The organism is Streptomyces sp. NBC_00878, from assembly GCF_026341515.1.
Classification (GTDB): domain Bacteria; phylum Actinomycetota; class Actinomycetes; order Streptomycetales; family Streptomycetaceae; genus Streptomyces.
In genome coordinates this window covers 5596226-5616629 of record NZ_JAPEOK010000001.1, presented here as the reverse complement: position 1 = coordinate 5616629, position 20404 = coordinate 5596226, and the positions used below count along the sequence as shown (strand labels likewise).

17 protein-coding genes are annotated in these 20404 nt (G+C 71.5%); 15 read left to right on the top strand and 2 right to left on the bottom strand.

The genetic code is table 11. The annotated features are described in order from the left end of the window. Window positions 1-264: 264 nt before the first annotated feature. Complete coding sequence (locus tag OHA11_RS24185) at window positions 265-606, top strand: MerR family transcriptional regulator (protein WP_266499609.1); 342 nt, start codon at window positions 265-267, stop codon at window positions 604-606. A gap of 102 nt (window positions 607-708) precedes the next feature. Here the strand turns inward: OHA11_RS24185 and OHA11_RS24180 are convergent, their stop codons facing one another. After that, window positions 709-2142 (bottom strand): MFS transporter, encoded by a 1434-nt coding sequence (locus OHA11_RS24180; protein ID WP_266499607.1) that lies wholly within the window; start codon window positions 2140-2142, stop codon window positions 709-711. A 584-nt stretch (window positions 2143-2726) separates the two neighbouring features. On the opposite strand from OHA11_RS24180, the gene OHA11_RS24175 reads away from it, so the two are divergent. The 14 genes from OHA11_RS24175 (at window position 2727) to fabG (ending at window position 18435) form a co-directional block, all read left to right on the top strand. Continuing rightward, window positions 2727-3563 carry a 2-amino-3,7-dideoxy-D-threo-hept-6-ulosonate synthase gene (locus OHA11_RS24175; RefSeq protein WP_266499605.1) on the top strand — a complete coding sequence of 279 codons (837 nt, stop codon included), beginning with the start codon at window positions 2727-2729 and terminating at the stop codon, window positions 3561-3563. Next, on the top strand, window positions 3560-4828 hold the full coding sequence (locus OHA11_RS24170; RefSeq protein WP_266499604.1) for a 3-dehydroquinate synthase II family protein: 1269 nt from the start codon (window positions 3560-3562) through the stop codon (window positions 4826-4828). The genes OHA11_RS24175 and OHA11_RS24170 overlap by 4 nt, the downstream gene beginning before the upstream one ends. Before the next feature lie 125 nt (window positions 4829-4953). Beyond that, on the top strand, window positions 4954-6339 hold the full coding sequence (locus OHA11_RS24165) for a fatty acid--CoA ligase family protein (protein ID WP_323186776.1): 1386 nt from the start codon (window positions 4954-4956) through the stop codon (window positions 6337-6339). Between the two features lie 171 nt (window positions 6340-6510). After that, the gene (locus tag OHA11_RS24160) at window positions 6511-6786 is read left to right on the top strand and encodes an acyl carrier protein (RefSeq protein WP_266499600.1); all 276 of its coding nucleotides are present in this window, start codon (window positions 6511-6513) and stop codon (window positions 6784-6786) included. Further along, on the top strand, window positions 6783-7112 hold the full coding sequence (locus OHA11_RS24155; protein ID WP_266499599.1) for an acyl carrier protein: 330 nt from the start codon (window positions 6783-6785) through the stop codon (window positions 7110-7112). The genes OHA11_RS24160 and OHA11_RS24155 overlap by 4 nt, the downstream gene beginning before the upstream one ends. Next, on the top strand, window positions 7102-8406 hold the full coding sequence (locus tag OHA11_RS24150; RefSeq protein ID WP_266499597.1) for a beta-ketoacyl synthase: 1305 nt from the start codon (window positions 7102-7104) through the stop codon (window positions 8404-8406). The genes OHA11_RS24155 and OHA11_RS24150 overlap by 11 nt, the downstream gene beginning before the upstream one ends. Further along, window positions 8403-9377: a hypothetical protein gene (locus OHA11_RS24145; RefSeq protein ID WP_266499595.1), complete on the top strand. Its 975-nt coding sequence runs from the start codon at window positions 8403-8405 to the stop codon at window positions 9375-9377. The genes OHA11_RS24150 and OHA11_RS24145 overlap by 4 nt, the downstream gene beginning before the upstream one ends. After that, window positions 9364-11058, top strand: a complete 1695-nt coding sequence (locus tag OHA11_RS24140) for a class I adenylate-forming enzyme family protein (RefSeq protein ID WP_266499592.1) — start codon at window positions 9364-9366, stop codon at window positions 11056-11058. The genes OHA11_RS24145 and OHA11_RS24140 overlap by 14 nt, the downstream gene beginning before the upstream one ends. Continuing rightward, a complete protein-coding gene (locus tag OHA11_RS24135; RefSeq protein WP_266499590.1) occupies window positions 11055-11648 on the top strand; it encodes a hypothetical protein in 594 nt (197 codons plus the stop codon). Before OHA11_RS24140 ends, OHA11_RS24135 begins: the two co-directional genes overlap by 4 nt. A 3-nt stretch (window positions 11649-11651) precedes the next feature. Next, entirely contained in the window at window positions 11652-12578 is a 927-nt protein-coding gene (locus OHA11_RS24130) for an NAD(P)-dependent oxidoreductase (RefSeq protein WP_266499587.1), read from the top strand. Beyond that, on the top strand, window positions 12575-14581 hold the full coding sequence (locus OHA11_RS24125) for an FAD/NAD(P)-binding domain-containing protein (protein WP_266499585.1): 2007 nt from the start codon (window positions 12575-12577) through the stop codon (window positions 14579-14581). Before OHA11_RS24130 ends, OHA11_RS24125 begins: the two co-directional genes overlap by 4 nt. Then, entirely contained in the window at window positions 14578-16092 is a 1515-nt protein-coding gene (locus OHA11_RS24120) for an adenylosuccinate lyase family protein (protein WP_266499583.1), read from the top strand. The genes OHA11_RS24125 and OHA11_RS24120 overlap by 4 nt, the downstream gene beginning before the upstream one ends. Further along, window positions 16089-17804 carry an MFS transporter gene (locus tag OHA11_RS24115; protein WP_266499580.1) on the top strand — a complete coding sequence of 572 codons (1716 nt, stop codon included), beginning with the start codon at window positions 16089-16091 and terminating at the stop codon, window positions 17802-17804. The genes OHA11_RS24120 and OHA11_RS24115 overlap by 4 nt, the downstream gene beginning before the upstream one ends. Next, the gene (gene fabG, locus OHA11_RS24110; protein WP_266499578.1) at window positions 17686-18435 is read left to right on the top strand and encodes a 3-oxoacyl-ACP reductase FabG; all 750 of its coding nucleotides are present in this window, start codon (window positions 17686-17688) and stop codon (window positions 18433-18435) included. The genes OHA11_RS24115 and fabG overlap by 119 nt, the downstream gene beginning before the upstream one ends. 166 nt (window positions 18436-18601) lie before the next feature. On the opposite strand, the gene OHA11_RS24105 is transcribed toward fabG, so the two are convergent. Next, window positions 18602-20350 carry a lysyl oxidase family protein gene (locus OHA11_RS24105; protein WP_266499576.1) on the bottom strand — a complete coding sequence of 583 codons (1749 nt, stop codon included), beginning with the start codon at window positions 20348-20350 and terminating at the stop codon, window positions 18602-18604. Window positions 20351-20404: the final 54 nt, after the last annotated feature.

The following is a 20404-nucleotide window of genomic DNA, read 5'->3' as shown; positions in this document are numbered from 1 at the left end:
GTACCGAGGAAGAACGGAAGGAGCAGACGCCATCAGGATCGCCCGGCCAGGGCATCATCCGGCCGGGTACCGCAAGACCCCGGAATGGAAGGTGGTCCACGGTCACGCATTCGCGATCCCCGCATACCCGCCCGTCTCCCGGGCCGGACTGCGGAAACGGAAGGTCGGCGCAGCAGTAGCGCCGACAGATGGTGTTCAATTTCCTTCGGGGCCCTGGTGCCGTTCGGCACCAGGGCCCCTCGACGCGTTGGTCAACGAGGTGACATGACAGCAGATACTCCGCTCAGCGGTCGTCTGGACGACGACGACTACCCCGCGTACACGATGGGCCGGGCAGCCGAGATGCTCGGCACCACCCCGGGTTTCCTCCGGGCCATCGGCGAGGCACGGCTGATCACTCCGCTCCGCTCCGAAGGCGGACACCGGCGGTACTCCCGCTACCAACTACGGATCGCCGCGCGCGCCCGCGAACTCGTCGACCAGGGAACCCCTGTCGAAGCGGCCTGCCGCATCGTCATCCTTGAGGACCAGCTAGAGGAAGCACAGCGCATCAACGCCGAGTACCGCCGCCGTACCGAGGACAAGGCGCCCGGCGACTCCGCATGAGCGCTGTCGCCGGAAGCGGTCACCAGTCCGAGGCCGGTGAGCGGGCTTCCGCATGTGCGGCGTACGGCGATCGGTCACCGGGCGGACCGGTGACCCCCGTCGTCAGATGTCGAACTCCTCGTCCCGGGTCTCCGGGAGTGCCAGCAGGCACAGGAGGCTCAGGAGGCAGAGGGTGCCCGTGTAGAAGCCGAGGACGAGTGGGGATTCCCAGTTGCTGTTCAGCCAGGTGGCGACCAGGGGGGCGAAGCCGCCGCCGAGGGTGTTGGCGAGGATGAACGCCGCGGAGGCTCCGGTGTAGCGCAGGCGGGCGGGGAACAGCTCCGGGAGGAAGGCCGCCACCGGGGAGAACATCAGCGCGAGGAGCATCAGGCCGACCGTGTAGGCGCCGGTGATCACCAGCCCGTTGCGTGAACTCAGCGAGGCGTACATGGGCACCGCCCAGACCACGCAGCCGATGGCTCCGGCCAGCATCACCGGGCGGCGGCCGATCCGGTCGGACAGCCTGGCGACCGGGAGGGTGATGGCGATTCCGGCCGCCGCGCCGATGCTCGCGGCGGTCAGCATCGTGTTCTGGGGGATGCCGAGTTCCTTCGGGCCGTACGAGAGGCTGTAGACGATCGTCAGGTAGTAGACGGCCGAGCCGCCGATCGCCGCGCCCGTGCCGAGCAGGACCCGGCCGGGATACCGCTTGAGGAGCGTGACCAGCGGAAAGCGGGAACCCGGCTCCGGCGTCGGTTCCGGCCTCGGCTCCGATGCCGGAGCCGATGCCCTTGACCGCGGCTGCGTCGTGGGGTCCGCCGCGGCGCTGAACACCGGTGACTCCGAGACCGTCGTACGCACCCACAGGCCGACCACGACGAGCACGGTGCTGAGCAGGAACGGGATCCGCCAGGCCCAGTCGACGAAGCCGTCCCGGCCCACGATGTTCAGGGTGGGCAGGATGACCGCGGTGGACAGCAGGAAGCCGAGCGAGGGTCCGGCCTGCGGGATGGACGCGTACAACGCGCGGCGCCCCGGCGGCGCGTGCTCCGCGGCGAGCAGCACCGCTCCGCCCCACTCGCCGCCCATGCTGATGCCCTGGAGCAGACGGAGCGTCACCAGCAGTACGGGGGCGAGGAGTCCGGCGGTCTCGTACGTGGGCAGCAGGCCGACGCCGATCGTGGCCACGCCCATCAGCAGGAGCGAGGCGACCAGGGCCCGTCGGCGGCCCAGCCGGTCACCGATCGTGCCGAACAGGACGACGCCCAGGGGGCGGGAGAGGAAGGCCGCGGCGAACGTGAGGAACGCGGCCAGGGAGGAGACGGTGGCGTTGCCCGAGGGGAAGAAGGCGGGGCCGAGGACGAGCGCGCTCGCGGTGCCGTACACCGCGAAGTCGTAGTACTCGATCGTGGTGCCGACCAGGCTCGCGACGGCGACCCGCGAGGCCTCGGTCTTCGCCGGCGGTGACGCAGACGCCGACGGCAGCGGTGGTGGTGGCTCCGTGGCCGGTCTGGGGTCGACGGTCTCGGGAGCGGTCTTGGACGGTAATTCGGGCATGGGGGGTCACTTCCGGTACGCCCGGTCCGTAACGGCCCGGGTCCAGATGGGGGGGACGGCCTCGCATGAAACACGAACCAGAGCGCGCCTGTCACCCTAAACCCGCAAATTCAATTTCGACAAGGAAGTTCGGCAGGGAAGTTCGGCAAGGAGGTTCGACAGGAAATCCACCCGTCCGAATTCCCGAACCGCCGAAGGGGCGGCTCGGGAATTGCCGTCCGCGTACACGTGCCACCAGTGATAAAGCGCCCCATGCGGTCATGCGCGGGGGCAGACCTCCTCAATGCGCATAGAGCGCACTACATCCACCACCTCGCCATTTGCCGCCCAACAGCCCACGAACAGTACCTCTCCACGGCGTCAACCCCGTCATACCTGTCAAATCGCTGTCAATATTCATTCTGGCTTCCGCATAAAAATTACCAGTGATCACGCCTTGCCAACAGGCGATTACGCGGGAATGCTGATGGCCGACTGAACTTGAAAGTTCTACAACCATCGTTTTTCGGACATGGAGACCGCAACAGGATGTCGCGGTTCGGCTTTCTTAAATGCGGCCTCCGGGCTGGGAAGGCGCATTACCCATGCTGAAAACTGGCAAGCTATTACGCTTAAGAAGACTTTCGCTGGCGGGTGACGACCGGCACCTGCTCGTACCGCTCGACCACAGCGTTTCGGACGGCCCGATCGTCCCCGCCGACAAGTGGGACGACCTGCTGCGCGCACTGGTGGCCGGCGGAGCCGACGGGATCATCGTCCACAAGGGGCGGGCGAGCGCCCTCCCGCCGGACATCCTGAAGAGCTGCGCCCTGGTGGTGCACCTGAGCGCCAGCACCGCCCGCTCCGCCGACGTCCACGCCAAGGTGCTGGTCGCCGATGTCGAGGAGGCGCTGCGGCTCGGCGCGGACGCGGTCAGCGTCCATGTGAACATCGGCTCGGACACCGAGGCACAGCAGCTCGCCGACCTGGGGGCGGTGGCCCGTTCCTGCGACGCGTGGGGCATGCCGCTGATCGCGATGGTCTACCCCCGCGGCCCCCGTATCGAGGACCCGCGCGACCCCGACCTCCTCGCCCATCTGGCCAACGTCGCCGCCGACCTGGGCGCGGACATGGTGAAGACCTCCGTCGCCCTGCCGCTCGACCGGATGGCCGAGGTGGTGGCGGGCAGCCCCATCCCCGTCCTCGCGGCCGGCGGTCCGCCGGACGGCTCCGACCTCGTCGAGTACGGCGCCGCCGTGATGGCCACCGGCTGCCGGGGGCTGGCCATCGGCCGCCGGATCTTCTCGTCCCCTTCCCCGGCCGCGCTGGTGTCCCGGCTCGCGGCGGTCGTGCACGGCCGTCCCGGCGCGCCCGACGACAACAGCATCACCAATGACATGAACATGGCTGATTACTCGACGATCGTGGCAGGAGTCGCATGAGGTTCGCATGGATCGATCTGCGTGAAGTCCCCCGTCCGCAGCTCCAGGCGGTGGTGGACGCGGCCATTCACGCCCGGATGGCCGGGGTGGTGGCCGCCGACGCCGAGTTACTCGGGACCCTGCCCCCGACGGTCACGCGGGTGCTCGTCTCCGAGGGGGGTTCGGTTGCGGCCGCCGCCGCGAAGAGGCCCGCCGACAAGCCCGGTGACAGGCCTGGTGACAAGCCCGGCGACAAGGAGGGGAAGGGTACCGGCGGCTCGAAGGACACCAACCCGGCCTCCGGCAAGGGCAGTTCCCCGGTCGGCACCGGAATCGACGTCCTCCTGCGGAAGTTCGGCACCCAGGATGAGCTGGACGCCCTGGCCGCCGATCATCGAGCCGCCGTCGGCACCGGCAGCGCCGGCGGTACCGGCGGCACGCCCGTCTCCGGATTCATCGACGTACGGGACGACCGCACGCTGACGCTGTCCTGCGCGGGCGCCATGGTGCTGCCGTACACCGTCATCCACTTCGCCGACCCGACCAAGATCCCGCTGGAGATCGTGCTCGCCGCGGCCGAGTCCGCCGAGGGCAAACTGGTGACCGTCGTCGACGGCCTGGAGGAGGCGGCCATCGTCTTCGACGTCCTCGAACGCGGCTCGGACGGCATCCTGTTCACGCCCCGCAGCGCCGACGAAGTGTTCGCGCTGGCACGGCTGTTGGAGGCCACGACGCCCCAACTGGAGCTGTCCACACTGACCGTGGAGAGCATCCGGCACGTCGGGCTCGGCGACCGGGTCTGCGTCGACACCTGCTCGCACTTCGAGGAGGACGAGGGCATCCTCGTCGGCTCGTACTCCTCCGGGTTCGTGCTCTGCTGCAGCGAGACCCACCCCCTGCCGTACATGCCGACCAGGCCGTTCCGGGTCAACGCCGGTGCCCTGCACTCGTACACGCTCGGGCCCGACAACCGCACCAGCTATCTGAGCGAGGTCGGTTCCGGCAGCGCCCTGCTCGCGGTCGGCGCCGACGGGCGCACCCGGCGGGTCGTGGTCGGGCGCGCCAAACTGGAGTCCAGGCCGCTGCTGGAGATCCGTACCCACGCCGAGGACGGCCGGCTGGTCAGCCTCACCGTGCAGGACGACTGGCACGTACGGGTGCTCGGCCCGGGCGGGAAGGTCCTCAACGTCACCGAGTTGCAGACGGGTGACGAGTTGCTCGGCTATCTGGCCGCGGACAAGCGCCATGTGGGCCTGCCCATCGGCGAGTTCTGCAAGGAAGTCTGATGGGCGGCGGGCTGAGAGACCCTCTGAGAGACACCTCGAGGGACACACCGGAAGACACACCGGAAGGCACATCGGGAGACACATCGGGAGACGGTCTGTCCGGTGGTCCCGTGGACGACGACGGGATGGGTTTCCTCGTACGGCGGCTGTTCGACGCGCGGGACGACAGGCTTCCCTATCTGACACACCAACACGAGACCGTCAGCCGGGGCGAGTTACGGGAGCGGGTGGCCAAGCAGGCCGCCGTCTTCGCCGGTTACGGCATCGGCCCCGGCAGCACCGTGGGCCTGCGGACACCGCCCAGCTTCACCCAGGTCGAGGTGCTGCTCGCGCTGTGGCGGCTGGGCGCCCAGGTGGCACTGTTCGACTTCCGGCTCAAACCGGCCGAGGTTGCGGCGCTCTGCGCGTCCTGCCGGCCGCAGTTCATGGTCCGGGCGGGCTCCAACGTCCAGGCCACGTTCGGCTTCCGGCCCGAGTACGAGGTCGTCACCGAGTGCCGTGGCACCGGCCTGCCCGCCACCACCGGGCACCGGCTGGTCCAGTTCAGCTCGGGCTCCACCGGGCGGCCGAAAGTGATCGGCCGGACCGCGCGGTCGCTCGCCGCCGAGGTGGACCGGTTCGCCGGGATCCCCGGGATGCCGGGTGAGGGCGACCGCGTGCTGCTGCTCAGTTCGACGGCGCACAGTTTCGGCCTGGTCGCCGGGCTGCTGTACTCCCTGGCGGCCGGGGTCTCCGTCGTCTTCGCGCCCCGGATCTCGGCCCGCGACATCCTGCGGACCGCGGTGAACCACCGGATCACCACCCTGTTCGGGGTCCCGATGCACTACGAACTCCTCGCCGCCGCCATCGATCCCCCCGAACTGCCCGACCTGCGCATCGCGGTGTCGGGCGGCGAACTGATGCCCCCGGACGTCGCGGCACGGTTCACCGAGCGGTACGGGGTGCCGGTCGGCGAGTCCTACGGGACCACCGAGAGCGGTGTCGTCGCCATGGACGTCGGCGGCACGCTGCGGCCGTCGGTCGGCCGGGCCGTACCGGGCATGGTGGTCCGGGAGCGGCAGGGCGAACTGGACGTCGCCCTCGACGAGTCCCCGTATCTCTTCGACTCCGGCGGTACGCAGTACGCGGACGGCTGGCTGCACACCCGGGACCGGGCCTCGGTGGACGGCACCGGGGCGGTGCGGGTGCACGGCCGGGCCGACTCCCTTGTCGTGATCGGCGGCCTCAAGGTGGACCTCGTCGAGGTCGAGAACGTGCTGCGGGGGCATCCTGCGGTTGAGCAGGCGGTTGTGGTTCACGAGGACGTGACCGAGGCGTATGTCGTGACGGCCGCCGGGTCTTCCGCCGAGGGCGGGGATCCTTCCGCCGAGGAGTTGCTGCGGTGGTGTCGGGAGCGGCTCGCCGACTACAAGTTGCCGCGGGTGGTGCGGCTGTTGGATGCGTTGCCTCGTACGTCCAACGGGAAGCTTTTGCGCCAGGCCGATGCGCTTCGGGAGCGCGCCGCCGGGTGAGGCGGGGTCGGCCGGTCGTTTGTTGACTGCGGACCCGTTGTGGCTGGTCGCTCCCCCACTCTCGGCTTCGCTCGAGCGGGGGGACCCCCATCGCGGCGGAGCCGCAGATGTCACAGTCCCGCGCCCCTGAAGGGGCGCGCCCCTGATTTCCTCTACTGGAGTTTGCTGACCATGAGTACGTCAACGTTGGAAGACGAGATCCGTGAGTTCGTGCTGGGCACGGTCATCGACGAGATGAACATCATCATGAGCCGCGACGGCATCACGGACGAGAGTCCGGTGACCATCGGTGGGCTGGACCTGGACTCGTTGAGTCTGATCGAGCTCACGTTGCGGCTGGAGGCGCGGTTCGGTGTGGAGATACCGGACACCGACATCGAGCCCCTGGCCTCCCTGTCCCTCGGCTCCCTCGTCGCCGAGGTCGTCCGACGCGGTGCGAAGGCATGAGTACGGGGGCCACCGCGAGCGATGCGCGCGACGCGCGCGAGGGGGACCCCGCGGAGTTCCCCCTCACCGCCGACGCCGTCCGCGAGCTGCTGGCGGACCGCAAGATCTTTCCAGGGGTGCCGGACGATCTCGGTGAGGACACCGAACTCATCCTGGACTCCCTCGGGTTGGTGTGGCTGCTGCACGTGGTGGAGGAGCGGTTCGGTCTGATCGTCGAGCCCACCTACGAGGACATCTCCGGGTTCACCTCGCTGCGGCGGCTCACCGACTATCTGCGCGCCGCCCAGACGGACCGCGGGGAGGAAGGTGGTTCCGGTGAGCGGTGAGGTGACCGTCACCGGGTTCGGTGTGCGTACCGCGTTCGGTACGGGGGGTGATGCCTTGCGGCGCGGGGTCTTTGCGGGGGTTCCGTCGTTCGCGGCCACGACTCGGTTCGATACCGGGCCGTACCGTACGGCGATGGCGGGGGCCGCGGCTGATGGGCCCGACGCGGTCGAGGGGTGGGCCCTGCGGTATGCGCTTGCGCGGTGCGGGGAGGAGGCCCTTGACATGGCGGGGCTGCGCCGCGGCGCTGAGGCGGCCGTGCTGCTTGGTGTGGCCGGGGATCACACGAGTGTGACGCGGTATTGGCGGGGTGTCGGGTCGGATGTCGGCTGCGGATCCGTCGTGGCTGGTCGCGCCCACGATGGGGGTCCCCCCGCTCGAGCGAAGCCGAGAGTGGGGGAGGAGCCGCAAATGTCACAGCCCCGCGCCCCTTTAGGTACGCCCATGCCCAGCACCTCCACCGACACCAAGCGCGTTGCCGACGCCGTTCCCGCCCGCCTCGCCGAACTGCTCGCCGGAAGGCTTGGGTTGGTTGGGCCTCGGCTTACCTTCACCAATGCCTGTGTTGCCTCCGCCGCCGCGATCATCCATGGGTGCCGGCTGATCTCCTCCGGTCGGACCGATGTGGCCGTCTGTGCGGGCGGATACCTGGTCGAGGAGGAGACCTTCGGGAAGTTCGACTCCGGGCGGGCGCTGTCCCGCGACGGCATGGTGCGCCCGTTCAGTGCCGACCGCAGTGGACTGCTGCTCGGCGACGGTGTGGCGGTCGTCGTGCTGGAGTCCGCCGAGCACGCCCGGCGCCGCGGTGCCCCGCCGCTGGCGAGCGTGGTGGGGTGGGGCGCGGCCTCGGACGCCCACCACATCGCCCAGCCGCACCCGGAGGGCGTCGGGCTGGCCCGCGCGGCCCGGCAGGCGATGCGGCTCGCGGGCGACCCGGACGGCGCGGCCCTCGGCTACGTCAACGCCCATGGCACCGGCACCAAGTACAACGACGGTGCCGAGACCCGCGGACTGCGGGCCGCATTCCCGGAGCGGGCCGAGTCGATACCGGTCAGCTCCACCAAGAGCACCACCGGCCACCTCCTGGAGGCGGCGGGCGTCGTGGAGTTCGTCATCACGATGCTGGCCCTGACGGACGGTGTCCTGCCGCCGACCGCCGGATTCACCGCGCCCGACCCGGAGTGCGACCTCGACTACGTGCCGAACGAGCCGCGCCGGACCGACGCCCGCCGGGCCCTCACCGTCAACGCCGCCTTCGGGGGCGCCAACACCGCACTCGTCCTGGAGCGGCCGTGACCCCGACCGAGAACGGCCACAAGACCGTGCTGCGCTCGTCCCTCGGCATCCTCGCCACCGGCACCGCCACCCACGGCACCGGGCGCGACGACGACATCCCGCTGCCGAGGCTCCCCGGCTTCGTGGAGTCGGCCTTCAGCCCGCTGGCGTACGAGGCCGCCCGGCAGTGCCTCGCCGAACGGCCCGATGGGGGCACCTCCCGGTCGAGCGAAGCCGAGAGTGGGGGAGGCTCCCGTACCGCCGTCGCGCTGGCCAGTACGACGGGTGACACCACCACCGCGGACCTGGCCAGCCGGCGCATGGTCTCCGGGCGGGTCCACAACCCGCTGCTGTTCATGCAGGCCACCCCCAACTCCGTACTGGGCTATCTGAGCCGGGAGTTCGGGATCACCGGGCAGATGTTCAGCCTCTCCACCCTCGACGACCCGGTGACCGAACTGCTCGCCATGGCCGATCTGCTCCTGGAGGACCCGGAGGTCGACCGGGTCCTGGTGGTGGGCGTGGAGCTGGGGGGCAGCGAGCGACTGGCCGCCGCGTACGAGGAGTTGGCCGGTGGCGGCGGTCGTTCGGACCCGGTCCCGGACCCGGACCCGGACCCGGTCCCCGCCCTTCCCGCGTCCGCCGGGCTGGCCGCGGCCGTACTGCTCGGCCGTCCCGGCGCCGACGCGCCCGTGTCGGTCCGGTCGAGCGAGACCTACGACGCCGATGCCCATCCCGAAACCCATCCCGAAACCGACGCCGATATCGACAGCGGTTCCGTCGCGAGCGGGCGGCCCGGTGACATCCAGGGACTGTTCGACCTGGTCGCCGTCCACCGGCGGCTGGTGCGGGACGGCGGCAGCCGCCTCCTGGTGACCGAGCCACGCGCGCCCGCGTTCCTCCTCGCCACCGACACCGAAGCAAGGGCCAACGCAAGACCCAACGCAACGACCAACGCGAGGAACGAGACGGAGACCCATGCTCATCAGTAGGCAGGAGCGGGCGCGGATCTGCTCCGACACCGAACTCGGCGCCGGCAACGTACTGGAGCGGCTGACCGCGTACGGCCGCACGCTCGACGAACCCGTGCTGTGGACGGACGGCGGCTGGCAGGCGCCGGACGGCAGCCGTCCCGAGACGCTGACGCTCGGGCAACTGAACGAGGCGGTCGAGACCTACGCGGGCTGGTACACCGCCCAGGGCGTGCGCCCGCGCGACCCGGTCGCCATCCACTCCTACTCCAGCGCCGAGTTCGCGGTGAACTTCCTGGCGCTGACGGCCCTCGGCGCCGTCCCGTCGTTCGTCAACGGCAATCTGCCTCCGGAAACCGCCCGGGAGTACGTACGACGGCAGGGCGCGGTCGGCGCCTTCACGGACCGCGAGCACCATGACGTGCTGTCGCCAACGGAGGTGGCGAAAGGGGCCGCGGCGGCGGAAGGGCTCCGCTTCTGTGTCACCGCCGGGGACATCCGTCCGGAGCACCGCGCCTCGCTGCCGCCCTCGTATCCGTACCGGCACGACCCCACCGACCCGGTGCTCATCTCGCACTCCTCCGGAACCACCGGGATGCCCAAGGGAGTTCCGCACACCCACCGGACGCTGATGTACGCGCAGCTGCACCGGCTCCGCTACTCCACCGGCACCGACATGGCACGCACGCTGGTGGGGCTGCCGGGCGCGCACAACGCCATGGTGGCGACGCTGCTGTACTGCCTGCTGCTGCGCACGGACATCAAGCTGCTCTCCAGCCAGCGGGGCAGCCAAGTACTGGACGCCATCGAGGAGTTCCGGCCGACCACCGTGCTGGCCTTCGCCGGGACCTTCGGCGAGATGGCCGCCGAGGCGCTGGCGGACCGTGACCTGTCGAGCGTGCAGGTGTGGTTCAACACCGGGGACGCCGCGCACGAGGCGCACATCCGGGCCCTCGTCCAGCACGGCAGTCACCAGACGATGGGCAAGGACCTGCGGCGCGTACGCGTCGAGGGTTCGGTGTTCGTGGACGGGCTCGGCTCCTCGGAGGCCGGGTACTCCGTCTTCCACAACCGGCATACCAAGGACACCTCGGCCTACTCGCGCTGTGTCGGCAAGCCGATCAGCTTCGCCGAGGCCGCCGTACTCGCCGAGGACGGCACCCCGCTGCCGCCCGGCCGGATCGGCCGCCTCGGCCTCAAGTCGCCCACTCTCACGCCCGGTTACTGGAACGACTCGCTGACCTGGAACCGGATGCGGCTGGGCGGCTACTGGCTCACCGGGGACCTCGCCCAGCAGGACGAGGAGGGCAACTTCTACCACCTCGACCGGGCACCGGACGCCGTCCGCACCCGCGACGGGATCCTGTTCAGCACCCGCACCGAGGAACTCCTCCTGCGGGAGCTGCCCGAGCTGGCCGACTGCACGGTCGTCGGGGTGGCCCCCGAGGGCGTACGGGCGGACTGGGACGGCGACGGCGAGGCCGAGGCGTACGCGCTGCTCCAACTCACCGACGAGCAGGGCGACAAGGGAAGCGACGAGGAGGTGTGGACCGCGCGGGTCAACGCCGTTCTCGTACGCGCCGGGTTCCCGCCGGTGACCCGGGCCCTGCGGATGAAGCCCGACGACGTCGCCAAGGGCGCGACCGGCAAGGTCCTGAAACGTGTGATGCGCGACCGGTTCGCCGCCAGGGGGCAAGTGTGAGTGCCGACGAGGTCAACCAGCGCGCGCAGACCGTGGAGGCGTACCGGCTGTGGTGGCAGCACGACGCCCACTGGTACCAGGGGGTGGCGAGCCGGTTCGGCCAGCAGGCCGCGAACGAGCTCAACGCCGAGGCACTGCGCAAGGTCGCCCTGCACGTCGGGCAGCGCGTCGGCCGCCGCTCCGGACCGCTGCCCGACAGCGGTGACAACGGTGACAACGGTGACAACGGCAAGAGCCTGGAGGAGCTGCGCCGCCGTTACGACGAGTGCGGCGACCGGATGTTCCCGCGGGAGCTGCGCAACGCCTCCACCGAGGTCGAGGAAGAGGGCGAGGACGAGGGCCTGATCGTGCTCACACTGCGGCGGAACTTCGCCATCACCATGGTCCGGATGGCCGGTTCGCTGGAGGGCTACCGGTGCCCGTGCACCGACATCCACGCGGGCTGGTCCGAGGGGCTCGGCGTGACCCTGACGGAGAACCGCGCCGAAAGCTGTCTGCGGGACGGCGACAAGGCGTGCCGCCTGCTGATGCGGGTCGCCACTCCCCTCGCTCCCCCCGCTCCCGCCTCCTCCCCCGCCACGGAGGGCTGAGCCGTGCGCGTACTGGTCGCCGGGGCCACCGGAGCGGTCGGACATCCGCTGGTGGGAGCGTTGCGGGCGCGGGGTCATGAAGTGAGCGCGCTGGTACGGGAGGAGTCCCGGGCCCGGGCTCCGGAGGCGGACGAGGTCGTGGTCGCCGACGCCCTGGACCCGGCCGGCCTGCTGGCCGCGGTGTCGGCCGTCCGGCCCGAGGTGGTCGTCCATCAGATGACGGCGTTGCGGCTGCTCCCCGACGACCCCGTGGAGGCCTTCGCCCTGACCGCTCGGCTGCGGACCGAGGGCACGGCCAATCTCGTCGCCGCGGCCCGTGCGTCCGGTGCGCGGCGGCTGGTCGCACAGTCCGTCGCCTTCGCCGCCGCCCCGGCCGGGGACCCGGTCCTCGACGAGGACGCGCCGCTGTACGTGGACGCCCCGGACGCCGGCTGGGCCGCCACCGTACGGGCCGTCGCCGAGCTGGAGCGGCTCGCGCTGGGCAGCGGCCCGGAGCTTGCGGGCGTGGTGCTGCGGTACGGCACCCTGTACGGGCCCGGGACCGCGTACGTCCGTATCGGCGGGACCGGGCAGAGGGTGCTCGCAGGGAAGCTGCCGGTGCCCGGGGACGGTTCCGGGATCACCTCGTTCCTGCATGTGGTGGACGCCGTGGGGGCGGCCGTGGCGGCCGTCGAGTCGGAGGCCACCGGCGTCTTCCATGTGACCGACGACGATCCGGCCCCGGCCGCGCAGTGGCTGCCGCACTTCGCCCGCACGCTGGGCGGCCCGCCGCCGCGTACGGTCCCGGCGGCGCTCGCGCCCCGGCTGCTCGGCTGGTTCATGACCCATCAGCTGACCGCGGCGCGGGGCGCGGCGAACGACCGGGCCCGTACGGCACTGGGCTGGAAGCCGCTGCGGCCGAGCTGGCGTGACGGGCTGGGCCGGGAATGACCGGGCCCGGTGACGCCATCACCCTGTGCGTGATCGGCGCCGGTCCGCGGGGGCTCTCGGTCCTGGAGCGGCTCTGCGCCAACGCGGGCCAGGCCGCCCGCCCGGTCGTGGTCCACCTCGTCGACCCGTACCCGCCCGGCGCGGGCGCGGTGTGGCGCACCGACCAGCCGCCCGAGCTGCTGATGAACACGGTCGCCTCCCAGGTGACCCTGTTCACCGACGACAGCGTGGACTGCGCCGGGCCGTCGGTGCCGGGGCCGAGCCTGTACGAGTGGGCGCGCGCACTGGGGCACGAGGCCTACCCGGACCGGATCCTGGCGGAGGCGCGGCGGCTCGGCCCTGACACCTATCCGACCCGGGCCTTCCACGGCCACTACCTGGAGTGGGTGTTCCGGCATCTCTTACGCACCGCCCCTCCCGGGGTGACGGTCCACACGCACCGCGCGACCGCGGTCGCCCTGGCCGACACCCCGGACGGGCGGCAGACGGTCACCCTGGCGGACGGCGAGCCGCTCGCCGGGATGGACGCGGTGGTGCTGGCGCTCGGCCACGGCGGCCTGACCCCGAGCCCGGAGGAACGTTCGCTGGGCTCCTTCGCCGACCGGCATGGCCCGCTCTACGTGCGGCCCGCCAACCCCGCCGACGCCGACCTGAGCGGGATCGCGCCGGGCACACCCGTCGCCCTGCGCGGGCTTGGGCTCAACTTCTTCGACTGCGTGGCGCTGCTCACCGAGGGCCGCGGCGGCACGTTCAAGGAGAGCCAGTCCGGCCTGGTGTACCTCCCGAGCGGCAACGAGCCGGTGCTGTACGCCGGTTCGCGGCGCGGAGTGCCGTACCACGCACGCGGCGAGAACGAGAAGGGCGCGCTCGGCCGCCACCACCCCCGCTTCCTGACCCCCGAGGTCATCGCCGGGCTGCGGCGGCGGGCGGACGACGGACACCCCGTCTCCTTCCGCGGCGAGATCTGGCCGCTGATCGACCGTGAGGTGCGGACCGTCTACCACGAGGCGTGGCTCGAACGGTACGGAGTGCCGCCCGCCGAGCCGTGGGACTGGCGGCGGATCGAACGGCCCTACGGCGACCGGGACTTCACCGGCCGCGACGACTTCCGGCACTGGCTGCTGGAATACCTGCGGCAGGATGTCGCCGAGGCCCGGCTGGGCAATGTGAGCGGGCCGTTGAAGGCCGCGCTGGACGCCCTGCGGGACCTGCGCAACGAGATCCGGCTGGTCGTCGATCACGGCGGGGTGTCCGGCACGTCGTACCGGTCCGAACTGGACGGCTGGTACACGCCGTTGAACGCGTTCACGTCGATCGGCCCGCCCGCCTTCCGGATCGAGCAGCTGATCGCGCTGATCGAGGCCGAGGTGGTGCATGTGCTCGGGCCGGGGATGCGCGTACGGCCCTCGGCGCGCGAGCGCGGTTTCCTCGTGGACGCCGAGCTGGTGCCCGAGCCCCCCGTGCTGGTCGGCGCGCTCGTCGAGGCGCGGCTGCCCGTGGTCGATCTGCGGCGCAGCGCCGATCCCCTGCTGCGGGGGCTGCTGGCGGCCGGTGACTGTGTCCCGTACCGGCTGAGCGGTCGGGAGACGGGCGGGCTTGAGACGGGCGGGCTCGAGACGGGTGGGCTCGAGACGGGTGGGACTGAAACGAGCGGGACTGAGACGGGCGGGCTCGCGGTGACGAGGGACGCGCCCCGGCTGGTGGACGCGGCGGGCCGGGCGCACCCTCGCCGGTTCGCCTTCGGGGTGCCGACGGAGGGAGTGCGCTGGGTGACGGCGGTCGGCATCCGGCCGGGCGTCGGCTCGGTGACGCTGGAGGACTCGGACGCGATCGCGCGGGCGGCCTTGATGCTTCCGGAGGAAGCGGCATCAAGCCCGCTGCCCGAAGTGCCGGTGCCCGACGCCTCGTTGCCCGACGCCTCGTTGCCCGAAGTGCCGCTGCCGGACGCGGCTTTGACGAGACGTCGGATATCAGGCGAAGGAAGCCGAGGAGCGCGAAGATGACGTCCGTAGGAACCGACGCGGGCCTGCTCGCCCCCACCTGGGCGGGTACGCCCGCCGCCGCCGAGGTGACCGACGAGGCGTGGCTGCAAGCCATGCTGGACGCCGAAGTGGCGCTGGCCCGGGCCCAGTTCGCGGTCGGGCTGACGCCCGTCGCCGCGGTGGAGGCGATCGCCTCGGTGGCCCGCGCCGACCGGCTGGACCTGGTCGCCCTGGCACACGCGGCCCGGGCGACCGCCAACCCGGTGGTCGCGCTGGTGACGGCGTTCACCGAGGTGGTCGCCGCCAAGGACCCGGCCGCCGCCGAGTACGTACACCGGGGGTCGACCAGCCAGGACATCCTCGACTCGGCGTCGATGCTGGTCGCCCGCCGGGTACTCGGCCTGATCGCCGCCGACCTGGAACGCACCGGCGCCGCCCTGGCCGCGCTGGCCCGCACCCACCGCCACACCGTGCTGGCCGGGCGCACCCTGGCCCAGCACGCCGTGCCCACCACCTTCGGTCTCAAGGCGGCGGGCTGGCTCCAGTTGGTCGCCGACGCCCTGGTCCGGGTACGGGCGGTCGCGTCCGCGCTCCCGGCCCAGCTGGGCGGAGCGGCCGGAACACTCGCCGCGTACCGCGAATACGCCCTGCTGGACCGCGGGGACAGCGGGGAGGCCGGGGAGGGGAGCCCGAACCCGGTCGGCGGCGAGGGCGAGGACGGGAGCCCCAACCCAACCGGTGGCGAGGGCGGAGTCGAGTTGCTCCGGCCGTTCGCCGAGGCGTTGGGGCTGGCCGAGCCGGTGCTGCCGTGGCACACCGTGCGCACGCCCGTCGCGGAGTTGGGGGCGGTGCTCCAGCTGGTCACCGGCGCGCTCGGCAAGTTCGCACTCGACGTGCAGACGCTGTCCCGTACCGAGATCGGTGAGGTGTCCGAGCCCGTGGCCGCCGGGCGCGGGGCCTCCTCGGCGATGCCGCAGAAGCGCAACCCCGCGCTCGCCACGCTGATCGTGGCCGCCGCCCGTCAGGTGCCCGCCCATGCCCTCGTACTGGCCCAGTGTCTGCTCGCCGAGGACGAGCGGCCCGCCGGGGCGTGGCACGCCGAATGGCAGCCGCTGCGGGAGGCGTTGCGGCTGGCGGGCGGGGCCGCGCACACCGCCGTCGAGCTCGCCGAGGGACTGATCGTCCACCCGGAACGGATGCTGGCCAACCTCGAACTGACCGGGGGCGCCCTCGTCACCGAGCGGCTGATGGTGGTGCTCGCTCCGGCGCTCGGCAAGGTACGGGCGAAGAAGCTGCTGACCGCCGCGTCGGCAGAGGCGGAGTACACCGGGCGCCCGCTCGCCGCGGTGCTGTCCCAACACCCCGATCTGACAACCGACTTCACCCCCGCCCGGCTGTCCGAACTCCTCGACCCGGTCCAGTACACGGGCGCGGCCGACGCGCTGATCGACCGAGCGCTCCACAACTACGCGGATCTCATCCACCTAAGCCGGGACGGCATGCACACCACAGACAACGGAGGCACCCGATGACCACCGCGAGCCGAGCGGAAGGGGCGGCAGAGAAGTCCGCCCCGTCCCGGTCCTGGCCCGTCCTCCTGGTCGTGGTCTGCGCCCAGATGCTGATCTGGCTGGACACCTCGGTCCTGAACGTCGCCGTCACCACGCTGGCCGATCCGGTCGACGGCCTGGGCGCGACCCCCGCCGAACTGGAGTGGGTGGCGAGCGCCTACACCCTGGTCTTCGCCGGCACGCTCTTCGCGGGCGGGGCGCTGGCCGACCGGTTCGGCCCCCGGAACACCCTTCTCGCGGGGCTTGCGCTGTTCGGCGCCGCCTCCGGCGCGGGCGCCTTCGCCACGAGTCCCGCCTGGCTGATCGTGGCGCGTGCCGTCATGGGCGCGGGCAGCGCGCTGCTGATGCCCGCGACCCTGTCGGTCATCGTGCAGAGCACTCCGGAGGAGAAGCGCACCCGGGCGATCGCGATCTGGAGCTCGTCCAGCGGTCTCGGGGTGGCCGTCGGACCGGTCGTGGGCGGGGCGCTGCTCAGCCACTTCTGGTGGGGTTCGGTGTTCCTGGTCAACGTGCCGATCGTGGCCCTGTGTCTGGCCGGAGTGGTCGCCGTCGTACCGGAGTTGAAGGGTCCCCGGCGCCGGGTGCTCGACCTGCCGGGGCTCGCCCTGTCGGTGCTCGGGCTCGGCGGCGTGGTCTTCGGAATCATCGAACTCGGCAACGGGCAGACCTGGTACGGCCCGTACGTACTCCTCCCCCTCCTCCTCGGCTGCGCGCTGCTCGCCGCCTTCGTCGCCGGTCAGCGCAGGTCGCCCGCCCCCAGCCTGGACGTACGACTCTTCCGGCAGCCCGGGTTCACGGCCGGCAGCGTGGTGCTGCTGATCGCGTTCATGGCGCTGGCCGGGCACCTCTTCTACGCGGCCTTCTATCTCCAGGGGCCGCGCGGACTCTCCCCCGCCGACGCCGGAACGGTGATGATCGCCGCGGCGATCGGCATCGTCCTGGGCAGTCAGGCGTCCCCCGCGCTGAGCCGGCTGTTGTCGGCCCGGTGGACGGTCGCGGCCGGGGTCCTGGCCACGGCGGCCACGTACGTCGGCTATCTGTGGTTCGACGGACGGACCCCGATCCTGACCGTGGTCGCGCTGCTGTGGGTGCAGGGGTTCGGGATGGGCCTGGTCGGTACGCCGGTCACGGCCGTGATGATGAGCGGGGTGCCGCCGCATCTCGCGGGCGCCGGGTCGGCCGTCAACAGCGTCACCCGGCAGGTGGGCGGGACGCTCGGGGTGGCGATGACCGGTTCGATCCTCTCCGGGGTGTACCGGGAGCGGATGGCGGACGCCGAACTGCCCGGCGGGGCACAGGGGTTGACGCCGGGCGCCGAGGAGCAGGCCAGGACCTCCGCCGAGGCGGCCCGCTCACTGGCCGGTTCGCTGCGCCTGCCGGAACTGGCGGCCACCGCCGACCGCGCCTTCCTCGACGCCATGTACGCGGCCACGTTCTGGACCGCCGTACTGGCCCTCGTCGGGTTCGCCGTGGGCGTCGTGGGCCTGCGGACACGGAACGTCAGCAGCGGAAGTGGCGGAAGTGGCGGAAGCAGGAAGGGAAGTGGGGACGACGATGGAACAGGCAACGGCCCGGTCGGTCTTCGTGACCGGGGGCAACAGGGGGATCGGACTGGCCACAGCTCGCCGCTTCGCGGCGGCGGGGGACCGGGTCACGGTGACGTACCGCGGTGAGGAGCCGCCGCCCGCGCCCGAGTCCGCGCCCGCGCCCGCGTCCGCGGGATTCCTCGCCGTACGCTGCGATGTGACGGACAGTCAGCAGGTGGACCAGGCCTTCAAGGAGGCCGAGGCGGCGCACGGCCCGGTCACCGTCCTGGTCGCCAACGCGGGCACCGCCCACGACCGGCTGCTGGTGCGGATGACCGAGGAGGACTTCACCTCCGTCGTCGACACCAACCTCACGGGGGCCTTCCGGGTGGCCCGGCGCGCGATGCGCGGGATGCTCCGCGCGGGCCACGGCCGTATCGTGCTGGTCTCCTCCACGTCGGCGCTGCACGGTGCCGCCGGGCAGACCAACTACGCGGCGTCGAAGGCGGGTCTGGTCGGTTTCGCCCGGGCGCTGACCCATGAACTCGGCCCCCGGGACATCACCTGCAACGTGGTGGCGCCCGGCCTGACCGACACGGACATGCTCCGCGCACTCACCGAGGAACAGCGCCGGAACCTGCTGCGGCAGACCCCGGCCGGCCGGCTCGCCCGCCCGGAGGAGGTCGCCGAGGCGGTGGCGTTCCTGACCGGCGCCGGTGCCGGTTTCGTACGCGGCGCCGTGATCCCGGTCGACGGGGGCGCGGGGATGGGGCACTGAGACCGGCCACCCGTGGCCCGGCCGATGCCGGAGACGGTCACCGATCCCAGGACGGTCCCCGATGCCGGAGACGGCCGCGGCCCTTGGACCCCGCGCGGGAACGGGGTCCAAGGGCCGGTGGGGGACCGGTCCTTTTTTTGGGGGGAGGACCGGTCGGGTCAGGCGGCTACGGGGCGTTGACCAGGTCGTGCGGCGGCACGGTCACCGTGCGGGCGCCCGGCGTACCGGCCAGGACGACCTTGCGCAGGGCGACGTTGTTCTTGGTGTTCGTCTCCTGGAGGCGGTTCTCCGGGTTGGCGATCACCTGGATGTAGTACGTGCCGTTCGGCAGGTCGGTGATGTCGAAGGACTGGCCGGGACGGTACTGGGTGTACGTGTCGCCGGAGCCGACGTCGAGGACCTCACGGACGGAGATCGAGTTCTGCTGACCGCAGGCGGTCGACAGGTCGGTGTTGTCCGGGTGCCAGTTGGCGTTCTTCACCGTGTAGTCGACGGCGTCGGTGTTGGCCAGGCAGAACGCCTCCTTGCCGCTGCGCACCTCCTTGGTCTGGTCCTCGCTCAGCAGCCGGTAGCTGGCGAAGTCCGTGAAGTGCCAGTGCTCGTGACCCTCCCGCGGGTCCCACTCCATGGTGCCGCTGGGGGCGTAACCAACCTGCTTGCCGGCGGCGTCGTAGAAGTACTGGTACGAGTCCATCAGGTCCTTGCCCGGACTGCGGAATCCGTCCACGACGAGCGGCGCGGGGCCCGCGTTCCAGACGTTCGCGCTGAAGGCGAGGTAGTCCTTGCCCGGTACGTCGCCGTCCTCGCCGTCGGTGACGGCGATGTCCCAGGCCGGCAGCGAACGCAGGTCGGGCTTGGGCACGTTCGCCGGGGCACCGGCACGGCCGCTGGGCCGCTTGGCGGCGGGCTTCAGCGCGGGCGCGATGCGCGAGCCGTCGGTGTGGCCGGGTCCGTCGCCCAGGTGGTGCGCCAGGCCACGGTCTTCGAGCGCGTGGGAGAGGGCGGGCGGGGTGGGTTCGTCGGCGCCGCGGGGACCGTAGTGGTGGGCGGCGGCAGCCGCGGCGCGTGCGGCGGTGTCGTCGGCGGCGGACTGCGTGTCGTGTCCGGCTCCGTGGTGGGCGGCGGCGGACCGCGAGGAGGCCATTCCCGCGCCACCCCCGCCCTCGCCCCCGCCCTCGCCGTCACCCATGTCCCGGACCGTCACCTTGATGGTGGGCTGGTCGTCGGGGATGCCGAACAGGTCACGGTACTTCTTGGCCACCGAGACCGTGGCCGTGTACTCACCGGCCGGAAGGTCCACCGGCTCGTCGTATCCGACAGCGCTGGAGTTGGCCGCCCAGCCCTTCTCGACACCCCACACCGAGCCCAGCGTGAACGGATTGGTGGGACAGCTCTGCGGATAGTGCGAGGTCGCCGGAGCATCCGGACGGAGCCTCCCGGAGGCGTTGTTCGGGCAGAAGCTCCCCTCCTTCTTCAGCACCTCCTCACCGGCCGCGTTCTTGATCGACATGGTGAGGAAGCCGGGCAGCCCGGAGAAGTCCGTCACTGTCCCGGCGGGCAGTGTTTTGGTCTTCGTGCTCGTTCCGTCGCGGAGGATCTGCTGGGCGACGATGGGGTCCTTGTACGACTTCCGCGTCACCTTGAACTCCAGCGGCGCGTCGTCGACCGCGAGGTACGTGCCGAGATCCAGCGAGACGCCGTCCTCCCAGCGGTCGAGCGTCACGGAGTTCGACGCGGCGATCAGCTTGAGATTCGGCTTGCCCGCCGCGTTCGCCGGCGCGGCCCCCGCACCAGGAGCGGCCCCGGCCCCCGCGACGACAACGGTGAGCGCCGCTCCCGCGGCGAGCGTCGCACGCTGTAGACGACTGCGGCTTTCCTGACTTCCCTGGCTTTTCTGGCTTCTCTGGCTGGTCATCGATTCCTCGTCTGCGAGTGCCATTGGTCAGTGGCGTGCCCGGCGCCGATCAGT

Excerpts from the sequence above, each read along its gene's own strand:
- OHA11_RS24155 (WP_266499599.1), top strand. The coding sequence starts at position 6,783 with ATGAGTACGGGGGCCACCGCGAGCGATGCGCGCGACGCGCGCGAGGGG.
- OHA11_RS24180 (WP_266499607.1), bottom strand. The coding sequence starts at position 2,142 with ATGCCCGAATTACCGTCCAAGACCGCTCCCGAGACCGTCGACCCCAGA.
- OHA11_RS24185 (WP_266499609.1), top strand. The coding sequence starts at position 265 with ATGACAGCAGATACTCCGCTCAGCGGTCGTCTGGACGACGACGACTAC.
- OHA11_RS24115 (WP_266499580.1), top strand. The coding sequence starts at position 16,089 with ATGACCACCGCGAGCCGAGCGGAAGGGGCGGCAGAGAAGTCCGCCCCG.
- OHA11_RS24140 (WP_266499592.1), top strand. The coding sequence starts at position 9,364 with ATGCTCATCAGTAGGCAGGAGCGGGCGCGGATCTGCTCCGACACCGAA.
- OHA11_RS24175 (WP_266499605.1), top strand. The coding sequence starts at position 2,727 with ATGCTGAAAACTGGCAAGCTATTACGCTTAAGAAGACTTTCGCTGGCG.
- OHA11_RS24170 (WP_266499604.1), top strand. The coding sequence starts at position 3,560 with ATGAGGTTCGCATGGATCGATCTGCGTGAAGTCCCCCGTCCGCAGCTC.
- OHA11_RS24160 (WP_266499600.1), top strand. The coding sequence starts at position 6,511 with ATGAGTACGTCAACGTTGGAAGACGAGATCCGTGAGTTCGTGCTGGGC.
- OHA11_RS24165 (WP_323186776.1), top strand. The coding sequence starts at position 4,954 with ATGGGTTTCCTCGTACGGCGGCTGTTCGACGCGCGGGACGACAGGCTT.
- OHA11_RS24125 (WP_266499585.1), top strand. The coding sequence starts at position 12,575 with ATGACCGGGCCCGGTGACGCCATCACCCTGTGCGTGATCGGCGCCGGT.
- OHA11_RS24120 (WP_266499583.1), top strand. The coding sequence starts at position 14,578 with ATGACGTCCGTAGGAACCGACGCGGGCCTGCTCGCCCCCACCTGGGCG.
- fabG (WP_266499578.1), top strand. The coding sequence starts at position 17,686 with ATGGAACAGGCAACGGCCCGGTCGGTCTTCGTGACCGGGGGCAACAGG.
- OHA11_RS24105 (WP_266499576.1), bottom strand. The coding sequence starts at position 20,350 with ATGACCAGCCAGAGAAGCCAGAAAAGCCAGGGAAGTCAGGAAAGCCGC.